The sequence below is a fragment of the Kosakonia sp. YIM B13571 genome (assembly GCF_042788095.1).
GTDB classification, from domain to species: domain Bacteria; phylum Pseudomonadota; class Gammaproteobacteria; order Enterobacterales; family Enterobacteriaceae; genus Kosakonia; species Kosakonia quasisacchari.
The window spans coordinates 139,770-160,362 of record NZ_JBHZPL010000001.1; the positions used below are offsets into that span (position 1 = coordinate 139,770).

At 52.0% G+C, this 20,593-nt stretch carries 16 protein-coding genes; 7 read left to right on the top strand and 9 right to left on the bottom strand.

All coding sequences use genetic code 11. The features are described 5' to 3' along the window. Nucleotides 1-52 precede the first annotated feature (52 nt). Genes ACFX4O_RS00745 through ACFX4O_RS00755 form a run of 3 tightly spaced genes read left to right on the top strand, consistent with a single transcriptional unit; the run spans nt 53 to nt 2,903 of the window. Nucleotides 53-772, top strand: coding sequence for a (Fe-S)-binding protein (locus tag ACFX4O_RS00745; protein ID WP_380206592.1), 720 nt, complete (start codon nt 53-55; stop codon nt 770-772). A gap of 15 nt (nt 773-787) precedes the next feature. Next, entirely contained in the window at nt 788-2,215 is a 1,428-nt protein-coding gene (locus tag ACFX4O_RS00750) for a LutB/LldF family L-lactate oxidation iron-sulfur protein (RefSeq protein WP_131413295.1), read from the top strand. Next, nucleotides 2,208-2,903, top strand: coding sequence for a lactate utilization protein C (locus ACFX4O_RS00755; RefSeq protein WP_380206594.1), 696 nt, complete (start codon nt 2,208-2,210; stop codon nt 2,901-2,903). Before ACFX4O_RS00750 ends, ACFX4O_RS00755 begins: the two co-directional genes overlap by 8 nt. A gap of 154 nt (nt 2,904-3,057) precedes the next feature. On the opposite strand, the gene ACFX4O_RS00760 is transcribed toward ACFX4O_RS00755, so the two are convergent. The 7 genes from ACFX4O_RS00760 to efeU all read right to left on the bottom strand — a co-directional run bounded on the left by ACFX4O_RS00760 (nt 3,058) and on the right by efeU (nt 11,513). After that, complete coding sequence (locus tag ACFX4O_RS00760; protein ID WP_380206596.1) at nt 3,058-4,350, bottom strand: glycoside hydrolase family 28 protein; 1,293 nt, start codon at nt 4,348-4,350, stop codon at nt 3,058-3,060. A 286-nt stretch (nt 4,351-4,636) separates the two neighbouring features. Continuing rightward, nucleotides 4,637-5,014, bottom strand: a complete 378-nt coding sequence (locus ACFX4O_RS00765; RefSeq protein WP_380206598.1) for a hypothetical protein — start codon at nt 5,012-5,014, stop codon at nt 4,637-4,639. A 350-nt stretch (nt 5,015-5,364) separates the two neighbouring features. Next, a complete protein-coding gene (locus ACFX4O_RS00770) occupies nt 5,365-5,928 on the bottom strand; it encodes a chorismate mutase (protein ID WP_380206600.1) in 564 nt (187 codons plus the stop codon). A 969-nt stretch (nt 5,929-6,897) separates the two neighbouring features. Next, nucleotides 6,898-7,686, bottom strand: a complete 789-nt coding sequence (gene phoH, locus ACFX4O_RS00775) for a phosphate starvation-inducible protein PhoH (protein WP_170312079.1) — start codon at nt 7,684-7,686, stop codon at nt 6,898-6,900. Between the two features lie 538 nt (nt 7,687-8,224). After that, the gene (gene efeB, locus ACFX4O_RS00780; RefSeq protein ID WP_380206602.1) at nt 8,225-9,508 is read right to left on the bottom strand and encodes an iron uptake transporter deferrochelatase/peroxidase subunit; all 1,284 of its coding nucleotides are present in this window, start codon (nt 9,506-9,508) and stop codon (nt 8,225-8,227) included. Nucleotides 9,509-9,512: 4 nt separating this feature from the next. Next, nucleotides 9,513-10,640, bottom strand: a complete 1,128-nt coding sequence (efeO, locus tag ACFX4O_RS00785) for an iron uptake system protein EfeO (RefSeq protein ID WP_380206604.1) — start codon at nt 10,638-10,640, stop codon at nt 9,513-9,515. Nucleotides 10,641-10,679: 39 nt separating this feature from the next. After that, on the bottom strand, nt 10,680-11,513 hold the full coding sequence (gene efeU / locus ACFX4O_RS00790; RefSeq protein ID WP_380206606.1) for an iron uptake transporter permease EfeU: 834 nt from the start codon (nt 11,511-11,513) through the stop codon (nt 10,680-10,682). A gap of 281 nt (nt 11,514-11,794) precedes the next feature. On the opposite strand from efeU, the gene ACFX4O_RS00795 reads away from it, so the two are divergent. After that, nucleotides 11,795-12,979 carry a NupC/NupG family nucleoside CNT transporter gene (locus tag ACFX4O_RS00795; protein WP_380206608.1) on the top strand — a complete coding sequence of 395 codons (1,185 nt, stop codon included), beginning with the start codon at nt 11,795-11,797 and terminating at the stop codon, nt 12,977-12,979. 35 nt (nt 12,980-13,014) lie between these two features. Here ACFX4O_RS00795 and ACFX4O_RS00800 read toward each other — a convergent pair whose 3' ends face one another. Together ACFX4O_RS00800 and putP are read right to left on the bottom strand one after the other, a co-directional pair. Next, on the bottom strand, nt 13,015-13,446 hold the full coding sequence (locus tag ACFX4O_RS00800; RefSeq protein ID WP_380206610.1) for a DUF3574 domain-containing protein: 432 nt from the start codon (nt 13,444-13,446) through the stop codon (nt 13,015-13,017). 99 nt (nt 13,447-13,545) lie between these two features. Beyond that, on the bottom strand, nt 13,546-15,054 hold the full coding sequence (gene putP, locus ACFX4O_RS00805; protein ID WP_131413274.1) for a sodium/proline symporter PutP: 1,509 nt from the start codon (nt 15,052-15,054) through the stop codon (nt 13,546-13,548). 418 nt (nt 15,055-15,472) lie between these two features. Here putP and putA point away from each other — a divergent pair, with 418 nt between their 5' ends. The 3 genes from putA (at nt 15,473) to ACFX4O_RS00820 (ending at nt 20,535) form a co-directional block, all read left to right on the top strand. After that, complete coding sequence (gene putA, locus ACFX4O_RS00810) at nt 15,473-19,429, top strand: trifunctional transcriptional regulator/proline dehydrogenase/L-glutamate gamma-semialdehyde dehydrogenase (protein WP_380206613.1); 3,957 nt, start codon at nt 15,473-15,475, stop codon at nt 19,427-19,429. 171 nt (nt 19,430-19,600) lie between these two features. Further along, the gene (locus ACFX4O_RS00815; protein WP_025263661.1) at nt 19,601-20,143 is read left to right on the top strand and encodes a hypothetical protein; all 543 of its coding nucleotides are present in this window, start codon (nt 19,601-19,603) and stop codon (nt 20,141-20,143) included. Next, nucleotides 20,134-20,535, top strand: a complete 402-nt coding sequence (locus tag ACFX4O_RS00820) for a putative T6SS immunity periplasmic lipoprotein (protein ID WP_131413268.1) — start codon at nt 20,134-20,136, stop codon at nt 20,533-20,535. Before ACFX4O_RS00815 ends, ACFX4O_RS00820 begins: the two co-directional genes overlap by 10 nt. Nucleotides 20,536-20,593 lie beyond the last annotated feature (58 nt).

The window sequence follows — 20,593 nt, forward strand, 5'->3', positions numbered from 1 at the left end:
CGCCACCGCCTCGCGGAATAAAACGACTCGATAAAAAGCAATGGAGTTTCCAATGAACGTCAATTTTTACGTCACCTGTATTGGTGATGCGTTGAAATCGCGGATGGCGCGCGACTCAGTGTTATTGCTCGAGCAACTCGGCTGCCAGGTCGCATTCCCTGAAAAACAGGGATGCTGCGGTCAGCCAGCCATGAACAGTGGTTATATAAAAGAAGCGATCCCGGGCATGAAAAATCTTATCGCCGCGCTGGAGGAAAACGATGATCCTATTATTTCCCCAGCAGGCTCCTGTATGTACGCCATCAAAAGCTACCCGGGATATCTGGTCGAAGAGCCGGAATGGGCGCTGCGGGCGGAAAACGTGGCCGCCAGGATGCACGATCTCACCTCTTTTATCGTCAATAAGCTTGGCGTTGTAGATGTCGGTGCCTGTCTGCCAGGGAAAGCCGTTTACCATCCCTCCTGTAGCCTTTCTCGCAAGTTGGGTGTTACACAAGAGCCACTGACATTGCTGAATCACGTTAAAGGTCTTGAGCTACTTCCCTTTGCCGATCAGGAAACCTGCTGTGGTTTTGGCGGCACCTTCTCCGTAAAAATGGCAGAAATTTCTGGCGAGATGGTGAAGGAAAAAACGGCACATTTGATGGATGCGCAGCCCGAGTATCTCATTGGCGCAGATGTCAGCTGCCTGCTGAATATTGGCGGACGCCTTCAGCGCGAAGGCCGAAATGTGAAAGTTATGCATATCGCCGAAGTGCTGATGAGCCGCTAACGGGAGGAGAATATCGTGTCTTTAAAAACCAGCAATGCAGATTTTAAATCGCGGATCCGCCAGCAGTTAGACGATCCCATTATGCGTAAAGCGGTCGCGAACGCGCAGCAACGAATTGGCATTAATCGCCAGCGGATGGTTGAAGAACTGGGCAACTGGGAAGCGTGGCGGGAGCGCGCCAGCCAGATCCGTGAACACGTTCTGGATAATCTGGACGCCTATTTGTATCAACTGTCAGAGAAAGTCACGGAAAATGGCGGTCATGTTTTCTTTGCGAAAACAAAAGAAGACGCCACGCGCTACATTTTAAACGTGGCGCAGGCCAAAAACGCCCGCAAAGTGGTGAAGTCCAAATCGATGGTGACCGAAGAGATTGGCATGAACGCGGTACTGCAGGACGCCGGTATCCAGGTCATTGAAACCGATCTCGGCGAGTATATTCTGCAGTTGGATCAGGACCCGCCGTCGCATGTTGTCGTTCCCGCTATCCATAAAGATCGTCATCAGATCCGCAGCGTCCTGCATGAACATCTCGGTTATGACGGCCCGGAAACCCCGGAAGCCATGACCCTGTTTATCCGCCAGAAGATTCGCCAGGAATTTCTGAGCGCAGAAGTCGGCGTGACCGGTTGTAATTTCGCGGTAGCTGAAACAGGTTCTGTGTGTCTGGTCACCAATGAAGGCAATGCCCGGATGTGCACGACGCTACCGAAAACGCATATCGCCGTGATGGGGATGGAGCGTATTGCCCCGACGTTTGAGGAAGTGGATGTTCTCATTACGATGCTCGCCCGCAGTGCGGTAGGGGCGCGTTTGACCGGTTATAACACCTGGCTGACGGGACCACGCGAGGCGGATAACGTGGATGGACCGGAGGAGTTCCATCTGGTCATCATTGATAATGGTCGCTCGGCGGTTCTGGGCTCCGGTTTTCGCGATGTGTTGCGCTGTATCCGCTGCGGCGCGTGTATGAATACCTGCCCCGCGTATCGCCATATCGGTGGACATGGTTACGGTTCTATCTATCCAGGCCCGATTGGCGCGGTCATTTCTCCCTTGCTTGGCGGATATAAGGATTTCAAAGATCTCCCCTATGCCTGTTCGCTGTGTACTGCGTGCGATAGTGTCTGCCCGGTACAAATTCCCCTGTCAAAACTTATCCTTCGCCATCGAAGAGTGATGGCAGAGGAAGGGTTAACGCCTAAAGCAGAACAGCGGGCGATGAAAATGTTCGCCTACGCCAACAGTCATCCAGGATTGTGGAAAGTCGGCATGATTGCCGGAGCGCAGGTGGCCAGCTGGTTTATTAAAGGGGGCAAAACGCCGCTCAACATCGGTGCGATCGGTGACTGGACGCAAGCGCGCGACTTGCCGGAAGCGGATGGGGAAAGTTTTCGTAGCTGGTTCAAAAAACATCAGGCACAGGGGAAAAAGAATGGATAATCGAATGGCGTTTTTGACCACCATTAGCCAGGCGCTGGGAAGGGAGGTTCGTTACCAGCCTGAACAGGGAATGCCGCCCGTTAATAACTACGCGCAAACGCGCCTCACCGGGCTAAGCCCACAACAACGCTGTGATGAATTTATCAACGTCGCCTCAACGGTAATGTTGGCGGACTGTGCGTTGACCAGCGAGGAAAAGGCTGGCGAAACCGTGCTGAATTTATGCGAAAAATATGGAAGCCAGCCGATTGTCGTCAGCGGCGATGCGCGGTTGAAAGCGCTGGGCATCACTCATCGTCTTGAGGAAGCTTATGATGCATTCATCTGGGATCCGGCCAAAGGCGAAGAGAATATTCGCAAGGCTGAACAGGCGAAAATGGGTGTGGTGTACGCAGAATATGGCTTAACAGAATCCGGCGGTGTCGTGCTTTTTTCTGCGCCGGAACGCGGCAGAGCCCTGAGTTTATTACCCGCCTCCTCTATTTTTGTGTTGCGCAAAAGCACCATTCTTCCTCGCGTATCGCAGTTGGCGCAAACGCTACATCAAAAAGCGCTGGCGGGTGAGCGTATGCCTTCCTGTATCAACCTGATCGGCGGTCCCAGTTCAACCGCGGACATTGAACTGATAAAAGTCGTGGGCGTACATGGTCCGGTAAACGCAGCGTATCTGATCGTAGAAGATTGCTGAAATAAACGCTCTAAAACAGCCACCGTTATGAACAGCCCTCCTTTATGGGAGGGCTGATAACAACCGGTTCCTGTCATCGCTGACTGTGCCAAACAATGCGCTCTTAATGAACTGTCAGCCTAATCAGACCAGGTAACCGTAAATTGAATGCATTTTAGTCTTCTGGTGCATCCGTCACGGGGAAAGGGATCCAGTTTTTTGCGCAATCAATCGAGGCCGCCGATCGTTGTAACGATGCTGCTCCCGATGGAACAGGTGAGACACCATCAGAACCAATGCGGATCTGCGCCGATTCGATTAACCAGTGAGCCGCGTTGCTGAAATGCACCCCGTTCAAAGCAAAATGCAAAGGATGAGCGGCGTCATAACCGCGTAATACCAGATTTCCGGTTTCGCCGGAAATCTGGCGCAGGGAGATATCGCGGTAGACCGGAATGTTGTTACCGATCGCGTGCACGTCATATTGCGTATCAAAATCGAGCGGCCGACGATTCCCCCGCATACAAATATTTTCGTAGCGAACATCGCTGACAATCCCGCCCCGGCTGCTATCACTTTTGATACGCAGCCCTGAGGTTGTGCCATCAAGTGTCAAATCACGAACCCGAATGTCACTGACACCGCCCAGCGTCTCGCTACCAATGGACATCCCGTGTCCCCAATAAAAATGGTTATCCACTAAAACTACATGCTGCGTGGCGCCACCCGCGCCTGCTTTAATCGCCACGTTATCGTCACCGGTTCTGATGAAGCTGTGGGCGATAAGGATATTCTGCGACGAAATGGGATCAATTCCGTCGGTGTTACGCGCATTCGCCGGGGTATCAATACGCACGCCCCAGAACGTCGCATCCTGAACGTTTTTCAGCGTGACATGGAATCCGGGCGAGTTTCGCAGTGTGATGCCGTGAAAAACAATCTGAGAGGCATCATCTATTTCAATCAGCCGCGGAACATTCTGCGACCCACCTTCAGTCTGCGCGCGGCGAGCCAGCTGCCACCATGATTCCTGCTGTCCTTTTATCGGCTTACCACCCTGCCCATCAATAACGCCCTCCCCGACAATGCCTCCCCCGTTTGTGCTCTTAAAAAGAATAAAGGGCCGACAGCCATTCCCCTTATGATCGATTGTTCCACAACGGCCATTTTTGTCGTAAACACGTGGGTCAGTATTTGCTACCAGCATTGCCCCTTGCGAAATCCAGAGTGTGACGCCAGATTTCATTGTCAGCGGTCCACTGGAGAAACGACCAGCAAGGAGCTGTAAAGCCTCCCCCCGAGGACAGTTATCAATGGCCGACTGAAGTCGTCGGGTATCGTCTCCTGATGAAGAAGCCAGCCTTGCGCAGATATGCGCGGGCAGCACAGGTTCTGGCAAATCAGGGCTGTCCTCGGCCAATATCGTCGCGCTGAATCCTGATACTGAGACGACAAATATGCCAGCCATTATTCCTTTCAAATTACAGCGGAGAAAAAGCATAATTATCCCAATATCAAAATCGTTGACGTATTGTTGAGGTGCTGTAATAAAAACATCTGCCTAATTCGTATTTAGTTGAAGTCGCGTTTAAGTTCAGCAGGGAAAAGATGATAAAACATTCCACCTCATTATTTCCAAAATAACCAGTTAGCATTATCTTATAGCGTGAAAATCGCGATGGGTTTAGCAAACCGCATTGGGTATTCATATTAGCCTCCTATTTATTTTATACGAAATAGATATCTTTTGATGCTTACTCGTTATCACCCTGGGTTGTAAAAACACGTCCTGACATTGCATCAAGGGTGTTGACAACCTTCTTAAAATCTTCGAAATCATAATAAAACTGATTATTTAAAGGCGTATTTCTCAGAATCCCAATGCAATAATTCAGGGCGTTTTGCGCATTGTATACCTGGTAAAGGCAAATCATAGCATTGCCGTCCAGACGGGCTTTGCTTAACATACGCACATCCTGTTCAATACCTCCTTTGATAACATCCAGTTTAAAGTAGAGCAATTGCAAAGCGTCGGGCTCATCAGGCTCCAGTATCAACACGTTAATCAGCCCAATGGATTCTTTAAAATTTTTAACGATAGAGTTAATAAAATTACGCGCTTCAGATGCCATGTTCACTCCGTAAAAAGTCATTAATGCCATTACTGTCACTTGATATAATTAATGTTGTTATCCAGAGGCATGAAAAGTAAACAGCAGTGCAATAAAAGTGAAAATCACAGTTGAGAACTCAAACGGTGAGGTTCTAATTTTCATTAGCGAAATTTATGTTTATAAAATAAAACGTGAATACAATAACACTATCCAAACACTGCTAGCAGTATATCCTCATTAATAATGCGATTGCCGCTGATGTAGATTTTTTGCCGACACAGAGCAAGGGTTCCCACGCATGGAGTTTGCGATGCAGAAAAGACCAATTCTGTGCATATTTGAGCGTCATAAGATCGTGAAGTTGCATATCAGGATATCCCTGAATCGGGTGCCTGCGGAGCACGCTGAATAAAGCGCATGGTGTCCAGCAAGTTATCCTTCTCAGCTTCAGTAAGATTTGGGGACACCGTTTTCTCCGCCAACAATGCCCGGTCTGAATAAGAGAGCGTTCCACCCCGAAGCCGCTGACTGATGGTCATTAGCAGATGCTTGTCCAGTTCATTGATACGCCGTCTGATCCCGTCAAGATCCAGGAGGGTGACAAATGATTCTGGTCGGGGCAACCAGTCTGCCAGATAGCGATACTGTATTGCTTTTCCTGCATTCATCAGTGCATTGATGAACGGCTCCACTGACTGCGGTTCCAGCCCAACCTCGCGCGCATTACTCCGCGCCTGCAACAGCACTTTTTGTTCCCGAACCAAATCCTCCACCGGTAAGTGATACTTCGCTTTGTAGGCTGCAACTTCTCTCATTAGCTCCATGCGTTCACTTAAGAGTGATGAAAGGGCACTGAGACAAATGGGAGCAGATGCTCCTGAAAAAACGCTTCCGGACATACATAGTGTTGATATGAAAACCTTCATAACCATCCCTCAAAGAAAAGTGCCAAACTTAATTTACCCGCGTAAATATAACCATTGGTTACTATTTCGTTTCTGGATGTAAGAGCTTTGTTATAAGCAGCGCCCGCTTTTCGTGAAGCGCATTGTGTTCCCGAGCTTACGGATACAGTGCTGGCCAGTAACAAGTTCTCTTAGCGGATACTCAATTGCGTGATTAGCCGTGATTGAAAAAGTGCTTTCGGGAATGAACAGCAAACCAGACAACACGGTTAAAGTGATAACACGCACCGTTCACTTTTCATTAATTCAATTACGTTATTATTTCACCAAAGCGGGTTTGCGTAAGGAAATGTAACACGCTGATATCAATGTGGATTCATCGATAGACCGCAGGTTTTTTACCGTTCTGCGCCTTATATAAGATGAAAAACATGACAGACCAGGCGGGCTGAACGTAGTGATAAAAGTGTTTACGCGGTATGCAGCCCCCCATTTTCAGGGCTCCGATAACAGGGATATAAATTTTATAAATAACGACACCGAAAAATGCCGGGCATCCATCACCGTGGGAGACATGCACGCAACGGCAAGCGAAACGGGCCTGATCTGGCCAGAACTTTCTGGTGGTGAGAAAAGCGCTGAAACATATCATTCTGTATGAGCAAAAGCGTAAGTAAGGTTTTTCAAACTTAACGTTGCACATTGCACACGCTTACTCATTTGAAGGAAAAGTAAGCTCACGCTTTCAGATGGATTTTCATCAGCAAGCGCGACACACGCAGTATTATTTACACGCAGTTATTTACAAGGAATGGTCTTCTTCCGTTACTGGCCCTTGTGTTTTAAAGAAGAGCGTGCATATCAACGCAGGCTTTTTTCGCCTATCGCACTCCCGCAGGCGATGAAGTTCCACGAACGGGGCAGACTGCGACCTGTTTGCACCCCGCAAAAAATAAAACCCGGTTTCCCGGGTTTTATCGCTAAATATCCATGCTATCAGTCGTACGCTTTCAGCGTGCGCTGGCAGAGAGCGGAGCGTACGCAGTCGTCTTTATTGAAGCGTACCACGCCTATCATCTCGTCTTCCTCAAAACGTGCCAGCGCGTCGCTCAAACCCGATTTCACACCGGATGGCAGGTCGCACTGGGTAATATCACCGTTCACAATAACGGTCACGTTCTCCCCGAGGCGTGTTAAAAACATTTTCATTTGCGCAGCCGTGACATTCTGAGCCTCGTCGAGAATGACCACCGCATTTTCAAAGGTACGTCCGCGCATATAGGCGAACGGCGCGATTTCCACCTTACCGATCTCTGGTCGCAGGCAGTATTGCATAAAGGACGCTCCAAGCCGTTTTAGCAGCACGTCGTAAACGGGCCGGAAATAGGGAGCGAACTTCTCCGAAATATCACCGGGTAAGAAGCCGAGATCTTCGTCGGCCTGCAGAACCGGTCGGGTTACAATAATCCTGTCCACGTCCTTATGGATCAGGGCCTCCGCCGCTTTCGCCGCGCTGATCCACGTTTTCCCGCAGCCGGCTTCACCGGTTGCAAAGATCAATTGTTTACTCTCGATAGCATTCAGGTAGTGCGCCTGAGCTTCATTGCGCGCGGCAATTGGGGAAGTATCACGGCTGTCCCGCGCCATGCCAATTGTTTCAACGCCACTCATCTGCACAAGCGAGGTGACCGACTCTTCTTCACGTTGTTTATGGCTGCGTGAATCACGTCTCAGCACGCGTTTCGCTTCACGACGAGCTTTGATCACTGCTTTTTGTCTTCCCATGGATAGCACCTTGAGTTGTTGGTTTACATCACACACGTCGCTATCGACGCGATTATGCGCACAAACGTCTGAGGGTTGGCTTCCTTGTAAGCCATGGCTTGCCTTTGAAAATGACGTGCCAACGCGACGAACAGCATCGCCTGTCACATCGTCGACATCAGGAATGAAAAAGAAGGAGGAAAATTCAGGGGTGAAGAAGTCGCTGCCGGAGGTCGCACCTCCGTGCCGGGTTTTGCGTGGTCTTTTTGTCTGTCCGCTATTGGACTTTACCATCCGCGATCTCCAGAAAAACTTCATCACCGCAGGGGATAACGCTCTCACTAATTACATCAAAGATTAGCATCATTGCAACATTATTTTTACCAACCCATAACGCGCATGACCTCTGCGTCGTTGAACAGAGTCTCGGTTATGAATATTACAGAAAGATAACAGATACTTTCTCATACGAAAAAATGATAATTGGATGGCACAAAAAGTATGTCAGGATGCAACAGATGACAGAATATCCTGCCCGAAGGCGGGCAGGATAGGATCTTCACGCTTCAAGCAGAGATTGTGCAAGATAGCGGTTTGCCTCTTGTATGCCGGGCAATACGAAGAAATAACCGCCGCCAATCGGACGAATATATTCTTCCAGCGCCTCGCCGTTCAGACGCTTTTGCACCGTCAGGAAGCCTTTTTCCAGATCATGCTGATAACAGACGAACAACAACCCCATATCCAGCTGGCCGGCGTTAGTCACACCGAGCGAGTAACTATAGCCGCGCCGCATCATCAAGCTGGATTGCGTCTCTTTCGTTCGTGGGTTCGCAAGGCGAATATGGCTGTCGAGAGCAATCACATCGCCGTCCGGATCGCTGGCATAATCCGGGACATCATGCTCATTCGTCATACCCAATGGCGCACCGGAGTGTTTGTCGCGTCCGAAAATGGTCTGCTGCTCTTTCAGCGGCGTGCGATCCCAAAACTCGACATGGAACTGGATAATACGCACCGCCTGGTAACTGCCGCCCACTGCCCACGCCGGTTCATCCTGCTCTTTCGTCACCCATACCACTTCGTTCATCAGCGCGTTATCGCTGCTGTCCGGGTTGGCGGTGCCATCTTTAAAGCCCAGCAGGTTAACCGGTGTCTCTTTGCCTTTGCTTCGCGCTGCATGGTCAGAGATAAACCCTTCCCGCTTCCAGCGCACGCTGAGTAAATCCGGCGTGTGCTTAATGATGTCACGCAGCGCGTGAATCACCGTGTCCTGTGTATTGGCGCAAATCTGGATCAGCAAATCACCGTGACACAATGCCGCATCAAGCGAATCGTTAGGGAAACGCGTCATCTTTTGCAGCTTTTTCGGCATTTGCGCGCGCAAACCAAAACGGTTGTCGAACAGCGACTCTCCCACAGAGAGCGTCATCGTCAGGTTATCCGGTGCAATATAGGCGCCGAGAATACCGGAGTCCGTTGGCGGTAAGCGCGGGTTCGTTGTCTCCGGGGCCGGGCCGCCGGCGGTCAGAAACGTGATGCGCTGCGTCAGTAAGCGGAACAACCGTTCAAGGTCGGCTTTATCCGTAGCCAGCACGTCAAACGCCACCAGCATCATTGACGCCTGCTGCGGTGTCAAAATACCGGCCTGATGTGCGCCCAGGAATGGCTGCTTCTCCATACGCGCATCCGGCGAAAGTGTCCCCGGCGCGCTCTTGGGTGTTACCGCATGCGCGACCGGACATCCGCCAGCCAGCGCAAGCGCACCTCCCAGCGCGCCCATACTTTTTAATAAACGGCGCCGGGAAGGTTCGCTGACGTCGTTGTTATCATCTTGCTTCATGGTATTAGTCCAGTCCCAGCACGCCGCGCAGCTGCGCCAAATCTTCCGCCAGTGTAGTGATCGGCCCTTTCAGCGCATTGCGGTCGGCGTCAGTCAACTTATCGTAAGTCTCATACCCGTCTTTAGTGCGGTATTTCGCGAGGATGGTATCCACTTTCTTGAAGTTGGCATCGACTTTCGCCAGCAGTTCGGCGTTATCTTTCTGCAATTGCGGACGCAGCAAATCAACGATTTTTTGCGCGCCATCGACGTTGGCCTGGAAGTCCCACAAATCTGTGTGGCTGTAGCGATCTTCTTCACCGCTGATTTTGCTCGCCGCCACTTCTTCAATCAGACCGGCTGCGCCGCCGACCACTTTGGATGGCGGGAACGCCAGCTCATTAATGCGCGTTTGCAGATCGACTACATCGCTATACAGCTGATCGGCGTATTTACCCATGTCCTTGGTGCTGTTGTCGCCAAACAGGGCTTTTTCCAGACGGTGGAAACCGGTGAATTTCGGGTCGGCAGCTTTATGCTCGTAATCATCTTCACGGGCATCAATACTGCCATCAAGATCGGAGAAGAGTTCAGCAATCGGTTCAATACGTTCGTAGTGCTGACGCGTCGGCGCATACAGCGCTTTCGCTTTTTCAATATCGCCCGCTTTTACCGCATCGGTGAACACTTTGGTACCGGAAACCAACTGCGCAGTTTCGGCAACAACATAGGCTTTATAGTCCGTGATGGCGCCGCTCAGACTTAGCAGTGCGTCACCTTTTGCCGCATCGGCCGTCGCCGCGCCTTTCACCACCAGCTTGCCTTTCGGGTTGGTTAACAGGCCGCAGGTCATCTCATATTCGCCAGGCTGCAAGTTGGCGGTCAGCTTCTGGCTAAAACCTGGCGCGATATTTTCACGCTCTTCAACCACCATCACGCCTTTGAGGATCTCCCACTCGAGCGCCTTCTGGCTGTGGTTGAGAATAATAAACTGTGTTTTACCGGCGTTAACCGTCAGGTTCATCGGCTCACACTGCTTGTCCGTAACCGTGACTTTCACCTGCGGGATATCCGCAGCCTGCACCGCGAAAGCGCCGGAGATTAATGCCGCAATCCCAGCCTGTAATGCACTACGACGAAAATGAATTGCCATGCCCTTTCCCTTAATTAGTATGTTGTAACTATAAAGCGATTACGGTGCTGCTCGTGAAGGCTGCGTACCCGCGCGAGGGGGTAAAACAAACATCACCAGCGCCGGGATCAGATAGATAAAGTAGACCGCCACTTCGCTAACGCTTGGCGTTTCCTGGTAACCCAAAATCCCTTCCAGCAGCGTGCCAGTGAGTGAATGCGTGGTCAGCACATTACTGAAATCGAAGGCCACATCCTGGAAGTGGTTCCATAATCCCGCCTCGTGAAAAGCGCGGATCGCCCCGGCGGCAAGCCCGGCGGCGACAAACAGAATAAACAGGCTGGTCCATTTAAAAAATGCACCAAGATTGAGGCGCACACCGCCCCAGTAAAGCAAGAAACCGAGCACCACCGCCGAGGCCAGCCCCAGCATCGCACCCAGCGGCGGCCAGATCCCGACATCCTGCTGGAACGCCGCCAGCAGAAAGAACACCGATTCCAGCCCTTCACGCGCCACGGCGAAAAAGACCATCAGGATCAACGCCCAACCATGGTTATGACTGCGCGCCAGCGCGTTGTCGACTGCCTGCTCCAGTTGCACTTTCACGTTGCGCGACACTTTGCGCATCCAGAACACCATCCAGGTGAGGATCACCACGGCGATCGCCGCGACAATCCCTTCAAACAGCTCCTGCTCTTTCTGTGGGAACTCGCCGGTGGTTTCATTAATCGCAATACCCAGTCCAAGACAGAGCGCGGCGGCAAGAAAAACACCAATCCACATGACACTTATCCAGCGTCCACGCTGGGTACGTTTCAGATAACTGGCAATCAGGCTGACGATCAGCGCCGCTTCGAGGCCTTCACGTAACATAATCAAAAATGGAACAAACATGGAGGAAACCCCTAATGTCATGCGCGGTCAATGGTTGCAAAGAAAAGTAAATTGCATTGATAGTGATTATCATTACGGTGAAAGGAAACTCAAGCGAAATATGCGAAGAATGATAACTGGATGTAAACACGTAGCCAGCGAACCTCACGGCATACGTGTTATGCAGAAGCGATTGAAATAAAGCTAAAACATAGCTTACAAATCTTTAACTTTGTATTTACCCCACCACGGCACTATGGCTAAATGAACGCCCCGTTTCGTTTACCTGCAAAATTAAAGACATGACTAACTTCTTCCATTTTTTGCTGGCGCTGGTGGTGATCCTCGCGCTGGCCTGGCTGGTGAGTTTCGACCGCCGACACATTCGTTTTCGCTTCATCCTGCAATTAATTGTCATTGAACTGGCGCTGGCGTGGTTCTTTCTGCATGCGCAAAGCGGGTTAACGCTGATTAAATATGTTTCCGGCTTCTTTGAAGCGCTGTTGAAATTCGCTGGCGACGGCACCGGCTTTGTCTTCGGCGGGATGAGCGAAAAAGGCCTGGCGTTTATCTTCCTCGGCGTGCTGTGCCCTATCGTCTTTATATCCGCGCTAATCGGCATTTTGCAGCACTGGCACATTTTGCCCATTTTTATCCGTTTGATAGGCACATTGCTGTCAAAACTGAACGGCATGGGCAAGCTTGAGTCGTTTAACGCCGTCAGCTCGCTGATCCTCGGCCAGTCGGAAAACTTCATTGCTTATAAAGGCATCCTCGCGGATCTCTCCTCGCGCCGCATGTTCACCATGGCGGCGACGGCGATGTCGACGGTGTCGTTGTCGATTGTCGGCGCGTATATGACCATGCTGGATGCAAAATACGTAGTCGCAGCGCTGGTCCTCAATATGTTCAGCACCTTTATCGTGCTGTCGGTCATTAACCCGACGCGCCCGGAAGCGGAAGCCGAGGTCAAACTGGAAAAACTCCACGAATCGCAAAGTTTCTTTGAGATGCTCGGGGAGTACATCCTCGCGGGTTTCAAAGTGGCGATGATTATTCTGGCGATGCTGATTGGCTTTATTGCGCTAATCAGCGCCGTCAACGCCCTCTTCTCCGCCTTGTTCGGCATTAGCTTCCAGCAAATCCTCGGCTATGTGTTTTACCCGCTGGCATGGCTGATTGGCATCCCGCTGAGCGATGCACTGCATGCAGGCAGCATTATGGCGACCAAGCTGGTGGCTAACGAATTTGTGGCAATGATTGAGCTACAAAAAATCGCAGCGCAGATGACACCGCGCGGGTTGGGTATTCTTTCTGTGTTCCTGGTGTCGTTCGCCAATTTTGCCTCTATCGGCATTGTGGCAGGGGCAATTAAAGGGTTAAACGAGCAACAGGGGAACTCTGTTTCCCGCTTTGGTCTGCGCTTAGTGTATGGCGCAACGCTGGTGAGTTTGCTTTCAGCGGCTTTCGCAGGCGTGGTGTTGTAATTTACTGGCCCACTCTGTCGGAGTGGGCCGTCACATCAGAATTGCACGCAGACCGGCTGATCCACCCGCATTACCGATTCCTGGGCAAAGCGTGATTTGTAGATATCGCGCAGCGCATCGATCTTCGTGTCACTTTGCGCATCCACGCTGTGGATCAACATCAGCGCTTTGCTTGGCTCCTTCGACACTTTCCCGTTGCTATTCAGCCACTGCCCCTGTGCATCATATGCCGTTAACCCATCGCGAAAACGCGGTGTGACATCGTTATCCACATACTGCTGCCACTCCTGCGCGGTAATCACTTTGCCGCCCTGACGGGTTAAACCGTAATAGAGCGTGGTTTGCTGCATCTGGTTTTCAGCCTTGCAGGTTTGCACCGTCGCACTCGGTTGTTTTGCCACCGGCGCAGCGCAACCCGCCAGTAAACCTGCCATCATCAGTGCAGTGAACCCTGTCTTTAACTTCATATCGCTATCCTCATTGTTATTTGTTGTGAGATAACAGCGTAATTACAAAGATTTAGCAATAAAAAAACCCGCCGCAGCGGGTTTTTCACAAAGAGCAATTTATTCGGCCTGTAAACGCGATGGCGGCGCAGAGCGGTAATGCGCATCCGCCTCAGCAAAACGCTGCTGCATCTGCGCGGAAGGCGCTTTGCCCAGCAGGCTAAAGACCACAATGCCGATGCTGCCGAAAACGAAGCCAGGAATGATTTCATACAGATCCAGCCACGCGTAGTGTTTCCAGACAATTACCGTCACCGCACCGATGACCATGCCTGCCAGCGCACCGTTACGCGTCATGCGCGACCACATTACCGAGAACAGCACCACCGGGCCAAACGCCGCTCCGAAGCCCGCCCACGCGTAGCTCACCAGGCCGAGCACGCGGTTTTCCGGGTTCGCCGCCAGTGCGATAGCAATCAGCGCCACCAGCAAAACCATGGCGCGACCCACCCACACCAGCTCGCGCTGGCTTGCGCCTTTGCGCAAAAAGGCCTTGTAGAAATCTTCGGTAATCGCGCTGGAACACACCAGCAACTGGCAGCTCAGCGTCGACATCACGGCGGCGAGGATCGCCGACAGCAGCACCCCGGCAATCCACGGATTGAACAGAATTTGCGCCAGCTCGATAAACACGCGCTCGGCGTTTTGATCAACGGCTCCGGCTGCCGACGGGTTGTTGTTGAAATAAGCGATGCCAAAAAAGCCCACCGCAACTGCACCTGCCAGGCACAGGATCATCCACGTCATACTGATGCGACGCGCATGGACAATGGTGTGATGTGAATCGGCCGCCATAAAACGCGCCAGAATATGCGGCTGGCCGAAATAACCCAACCCCCAGCCCATCAGCGATACGATGGCAACAAAATTCAAGCCTTTCAGCATGTCGACGTTTTCAATGCTTTTTTGCTTGATCACTTCCAGCGAATCACCAAAGCCACCAACGGAAATAATGACAATCACCGGCGTCAGGATCAGCGCGAAAATCATCAGGCTGGCCTGCACTGTATCGGTCCAGCTGATCGCCAGGAAACCGCCAATGAAGGTATAAATAATCGTGGCAGCGGCACCGGCCCACAGCGCGGTTTCGTAACTCATGCCAAAGGTGCTTTCAAACAGGCGCGCGCCGGCAACAATACCGGAAGCGCAATAAATGGTGAAAAACACCAGAATCACCACCGCCGAGATAATGCGCAACAAGCGGCTTTTGTCTTCAAAACGCCCGGTAAAATAGTCCGGCAATGTCAGCGCGTTATTGTTCACCTCGGTGTGCACACGCAGACGCCCGGCCACCAGTTTCCAGTTGATCCAGGCACCCAGCGTCAGGCCAATGGCGATCCAGCTTTCGGAGATACCCGAAATAAAAATCGCGCCCGGCAACCCCATCAGCAGCCAACCGCTCATATCCGATGCCCCCGCCGACAGCGCAGTGACCAGTGGCCCAAGGCTGCGACCGCCCAGAATATAGTCATCGAAATTTTTCGTCGAACGCCAGGCGACGAAACCGATGAGTATCATGCCAAAGATATAAACAAGAAAAGTCACCAGCATCGGTGTGCTCATTGCCATTAAAAAGTCTCCAGGATTCTTCGTCGGCAAATGCTTTTGCCGCTTTTGTCCAGCGCCGGAACGGGGCGATGGGGCGTATAGATTATTTGAAGCGCCCGTATCCTGCCGGATGCCTCACTTATTCACAATTGATTTAACACGGCATTTACATCAAATTCATCCCGGCTCTGATAACAATTTCCTATAGGTTGTACTCTGTCACACTTTTCAAGGTTGCACCTTTTAAAAGTGTTATCCACCGCATAAAACCTGCTTTGCCAGCGAATTGCTCAGCGTCTTTAGCAATTACCAGTCGTTAACATTTCATTCATTTCTTACCTTGCCAGCCAGGTCACATTTAACAAGGTTGCACAAAGTTGCAACATGGTGGATATTTCTGCCTGAACCGCAAAACATCGTAAAAAAACAGGAGCAAAGCATGGGCACCACCACCATGGGGGTCAAGCTTGATGACGCAACACGCGAAAGGATCAAAGCCGCAGCGGCGACCATCGACCGCACACCGCACTGGCTGATTAAACAAGCCATCTTCAATTTTCTGGAAAAGCTGGAAAACAACGAAGGGCTGCCAGAACTGGCGACTGCACCAGGCAACGCACAGGAAGACGAAAGTACCGTTGCGGTTGATGACAGCCACCAGCCGTTTCTCGATTTTGCCGAGCAGATCCTGCCGCAGTCCGTCTCCCGCGCAGCCATTACTGGTGCATGGCGCTGGGCGGAAACGGATGCGGTGCCCATGTTGCTGGAACAAGCCCGTCTGCCGCAGCCGGTAGCGGAAAATGCCCATAAGCTGGCTTATCAGTTAGCGGAAAAACTGCGTAACCAAAAAACCGCCTCCGGCCGCGCCGGCATGGTGCAAAGCCTGTTACAGGAATTTTCCCTCTCCTCGCAGGAAGGCGTGGCGCTCATGTGTCTGGCCGAAGCGTTACTGCGTATTCCCGACAAAGCCACCCGCGATGCGCTGATCCGCGACAAAATCAGCAACGGCAACTGGCAGTCACACATTGGGCGCAGCCCGTCGCTGTTCGTCAATGCCGCCACCTGGGGTTTGCTGTTTACTGGCCGTCTGGTCTCCACCCATAACGAAGCCAACCTCTCGCACTCTTTAAATCGTATTATTGGCAAAAGTGGCGAACCGCTGATCCGCAAAGGCGTGGATATGGCAATGCGTCTGATGGGCGAACAGTTCGTTACCGGCGAAACGATCGCTGAAGCGCTGGCTAACGCGCGCAAACTGGAAGAGAAAGGTTTCCGTTACTCCTACGACATGCTGGGCGAAGCGGCACTGACTGCGGCCGATGCGCAGGCGTATATGGTGTCGTACCAGCAGGCAATTCACGCCATTGGCAAAGCCTCCAACGGACGCGGCATTTATGAAGGTCCGGGAATTTCGATTAAATTATCCGCCCTGCACCCGCGTTACAGCCGAGCGCAATATGACCGCGTGATGGATGAACTCTATCCGCGCCTGAAATCCCTCACCTTGCTGGCACGCCAGTATGACATCGGCATTAACATTGACGCCGAAGAGGCCGATCGTCTGGAAATCTCCCTCGATCTGCTGGAAAAACTCTGTTTCGAGCCGGAACTGTCAGGCTGGAACGGTATCGGTTTTGTTATTCAGGCCTATCAGAAGCGCTGCCCGTTTGTCATTGATTATCTTGTTGATCTGGCGACACGCAGCCGCCGTCGTTTGATGATCCGCCTGGTAAAAGGCGCTTACTGGGACAGTGAAATCAAGCGCGCGCAAATGGAAGGACTGGAAGGCTACCCGGTTTATACCCGCAAGGTGTACACCGACGTTTCGTACCTCGCCTGCGCGAAAAAATTACTCGCAGTGCCAAACCTGATCTACCCGCAGTTTGCCACCCATAATGCCCACACACTGGCGGCTATCTACCAACTCGCCGGGCAGAACTATTATCCTGGCCAGTACGAATTCCAGTGCCTGCACGGCATGGGCGAACCGTTATATGAGCAGGTGGTGGGCAAAGTGGCCGATGGCAAACTGAATCGCCCTTGCCGCATTTATGCCCCGGTCGGCACTCACGAAACCTTGCTGGCGTACCTGGTGCGCCGCCTGCTGGAAAACGGGGCGAATACGTCGTTCGTCAACCGCATTGCCGATAATACGCTGCCCCTGGACGCGCTGGTTGCCGACCCGGTGAGCGAAGTGGAAAAAATTGCCGCACAGGAAGGTCAGGTCGGCTTGCCACACCCGAAAATCGCCCTGCCCCGCGCGCTGTATGGCGAAGGCCGTATCAACGCCGCAGGTCTGGATCTGGCGAACGAACACCGGTTGGCCTCGCTTTCCTCCTCACTGCTCACCAGCGCGGCGCAGAAATGGTACGCCCGCCCGACGCTGGAACAGGTGGTTATGGACGGCGAACCTGTCGCGGTGATTAACCCCGCCGAACCGAAAGACACCGTGGGTTATGTGGTGGAAGCCAGCGAAGCGCAGGTTAACCAGGCGCTGGAAAACGCCGTCAATCACGCGCCGATCTGGTTCGCCACGCCGCCGCAAGAGCGCGCCGCTATTCTTCAGCGCGCTGCGGTGCTGATGGAAGATCAAATGCAGTCGTTGATTGGCATTCTGGTGCGTGAAGCGGGTAAAACCTTCAGCAACGCCATTGCCGAAGTGCGCGAAGCGGTTGATTTCCTGCGCTACTACGCAGGCCAGGTGAGTGCGGATTTCGATAACGAAACGCACCGTCCGCTGGGGCCGGTAGTGTGTATCAGCCCGTGGAACTTCCCGCTGGCTATTTTTACCGGCCAGATTGCCGCGGCGTTAGCAGCGGGCAACAGCGTACTGGCAAAACCCGCTGAGCAGACACCGCTGATTGCCGCTCAGGGTGTAGCAATTCTGCTGGAAGCCGGTGTACCAGCAGGTGTTTTGCAGTTACTGCCAGGGCGCGGCGAAACCGTAGGCGCACAACTGACCGCCGATCCGCGTGTGCGCGGGGTGATGTTTACCGGCTCCACCGACGTGGCGACGCTGCTGCAACGCAGTATCGCAACACGTCTTGATGCTCAAGGCCGCCCGACGCCGCTTATCGCCGAAACCGGCGGGATGAATGCGATGATTGTCGATTCCTCCGCGCTTACCGAACAGGTGGTCATTGATGTGCTGGCCTCCGCGTTTGATAGCGCTGGGCAGCGCTGTTCAGCCCTGCGCGTGCTTTGCTTGCAGGATGACATTGCCGATCACACGTTGACCATGTTACGCGGCGCGATGGCGGAGTGTCGCATGGGCAATCCAGGCCGGCTGACCACCGATATCGGCCCGGTGATCGACGCCGAAGCAAAAGCGAATATCGACAAACATATCCAGGCGATGCAGGCCAAAGGCCGCAAGGTGTTCCAGGCGGTGCGTGAAAACAGCGAAGATGCGCGCGAATGGCGCACCGGCACCTTTGTCGCGCCGACGCTTATCGAACTGGAAAGTTTTGACGAGCTGAAAAAAGAGGTCTTCGGCCCGGTTCTGCACGTTGTTCGCTATCACCGTAACCAGTTGGATCAGTTGATCGCACAGATTAATGCCTCCGGTTATGGCCTGACGCTCGGCGTCCATACCCGCATCGATGAAACCATCGCTCAGGTCACTGGCAATGCCCATGTCGGAAACCTGTATGTGAACCGCAATATGGTGGGCGCGGTGGTAGGCGTACAGCCGTTTGGCGGTGAAGGGTTGTCCGGCACCGGGCCGAAAGCCGGCGGGCCGCTCTATCTCTACCGTCTGTTAGGCAGCCGACCGGAAAACGCGGTACAAAAAACGCTGGCCCGTCACGACGCGCAGCATCCGCTGGATGCGCAGTTGAAAGCATCGCTATTGCAGCCGCTGGAAGCATTGAGCACATGGGCAAAAGAGCGTCCGGCGCTGCAACAACTGTGCGCCCATTTTGGCGAACTGGCGCAAACCGGAACACAACGCCTGCTGCAAGGCCCGACCGGCGAACGCAATAGCTGGACATTGGTGCCACGCGAACGAGTGTTATGTGTCGCGGATAATGAACAGGACGCGTTGGTGCAACTGGCGGCCGTCATCGCCTGCGGTAGTCAACTGCTGTGGCCGGACGATACGTTGCACCGCGATTTGGCAAAACAGTTGCCGGAAAGCGTCAGCAAACGTATTCAGTTTGCCAAAGCCGATGCCTTAATGGCGCAGATGTTTGATGCGGTGATTTTCCACGGTGATTCCGACCAACTGGTGGCGCTGTGTGAAAACGTCGCTGCACGCAATGGCGCGATTGTGTCGGTTCAGGGCTTTGCACGCGGTGAAAGCAACATCCTGCTCGAACGCCTGTGGGTGGAACGCTCGTTGAGTGTCAATACCGCCGCTGCCGGTGGCAACGCCAGTTTGATGACGATTGGCTGAAGCAGGGTAACTGGATAATCCAAAGCCTCGCGTTGCGGGGCTTTATTTTTATAAGCGAGGAAATAGAACTATTGATATGAGTCAGCACAATCATAACGCGTTCATTGACAGTTCATTTAACCGGGAGTAGAAAAATCTGAAGCCAAATTTATAGATAAAAAGGAGATCGAGGTGGCAACCGGGAAAGACACATTTAGACCACTCACCGCTGGCGAAATCAGAATGGCCCGTATTCTTTTCAAAGATACGATCAATTATGGATCAGTAAGGATTTATAAGGGCAGCTATTTCCCTTTTAATCTTCAAGACCAGGATACTGCGGTCACGCCGAATGGAAACATGTACTGGCCAGAGCCCATTTTTAAAGAAGATTTTTCAGCGGAAAGCTCGTCTGATAAAAACTGGTTCATACATGAATTTGCCCACATTTGGCAACATCAGATGGGAATGGGTGTCAGAATTAGAGGGCTGATTAGTAAGTACGTTAGGTATACATACTCCCTGCCTAAAGAAAAAACACTGGCTGACTATCCCATGGAGCAACAAGCTAACATTATTGCTGATTACTTTACCCTGATTACCGCAGGTTATAATGTCTGGAAAGGCGTTACTGATTTTCAAGGGATTCATGGACCGGACTTGCTCGCGAAGTACCAAAATACGCTACAGTATTTTCTGGCTTCACCTACGGATAAAAGGAGCTTATGGAAATGAAATGGTATATACCGATTATCTTAACACCACTTTTTACCGGCTGCGTGGGTGAAAACACGCCATTTCGCATTGCTGATGTCACGAAAAAAGATAATAAACTTTGTGTCTCAGTAAAAGGCGACCCCACTATTGAACAGGGTCAGGCAAAATTGCTTCGGCTGACGCTTTCGACACGCGATAGTAACAGGCAAATGCAGGAAATTTGGCAAGCGGATCATTTTGATAATCCGACCTATATCGTTAACCCCGGCCAATGTCTTCCAGTCAATTACCATTTTGAGCAAGACAAAGAATATAACATCACGATCATAACGGCATACTCCGCCAAGAATGTGGATTCAAAACGCATCTGGCTAAAGAATTTCACACTGAACAATCTGACAGCGAAGTAATTTATTTATGTGACTAAATCAATATAAATAATATAAGGCCCGCGTTTTTTATTTTACT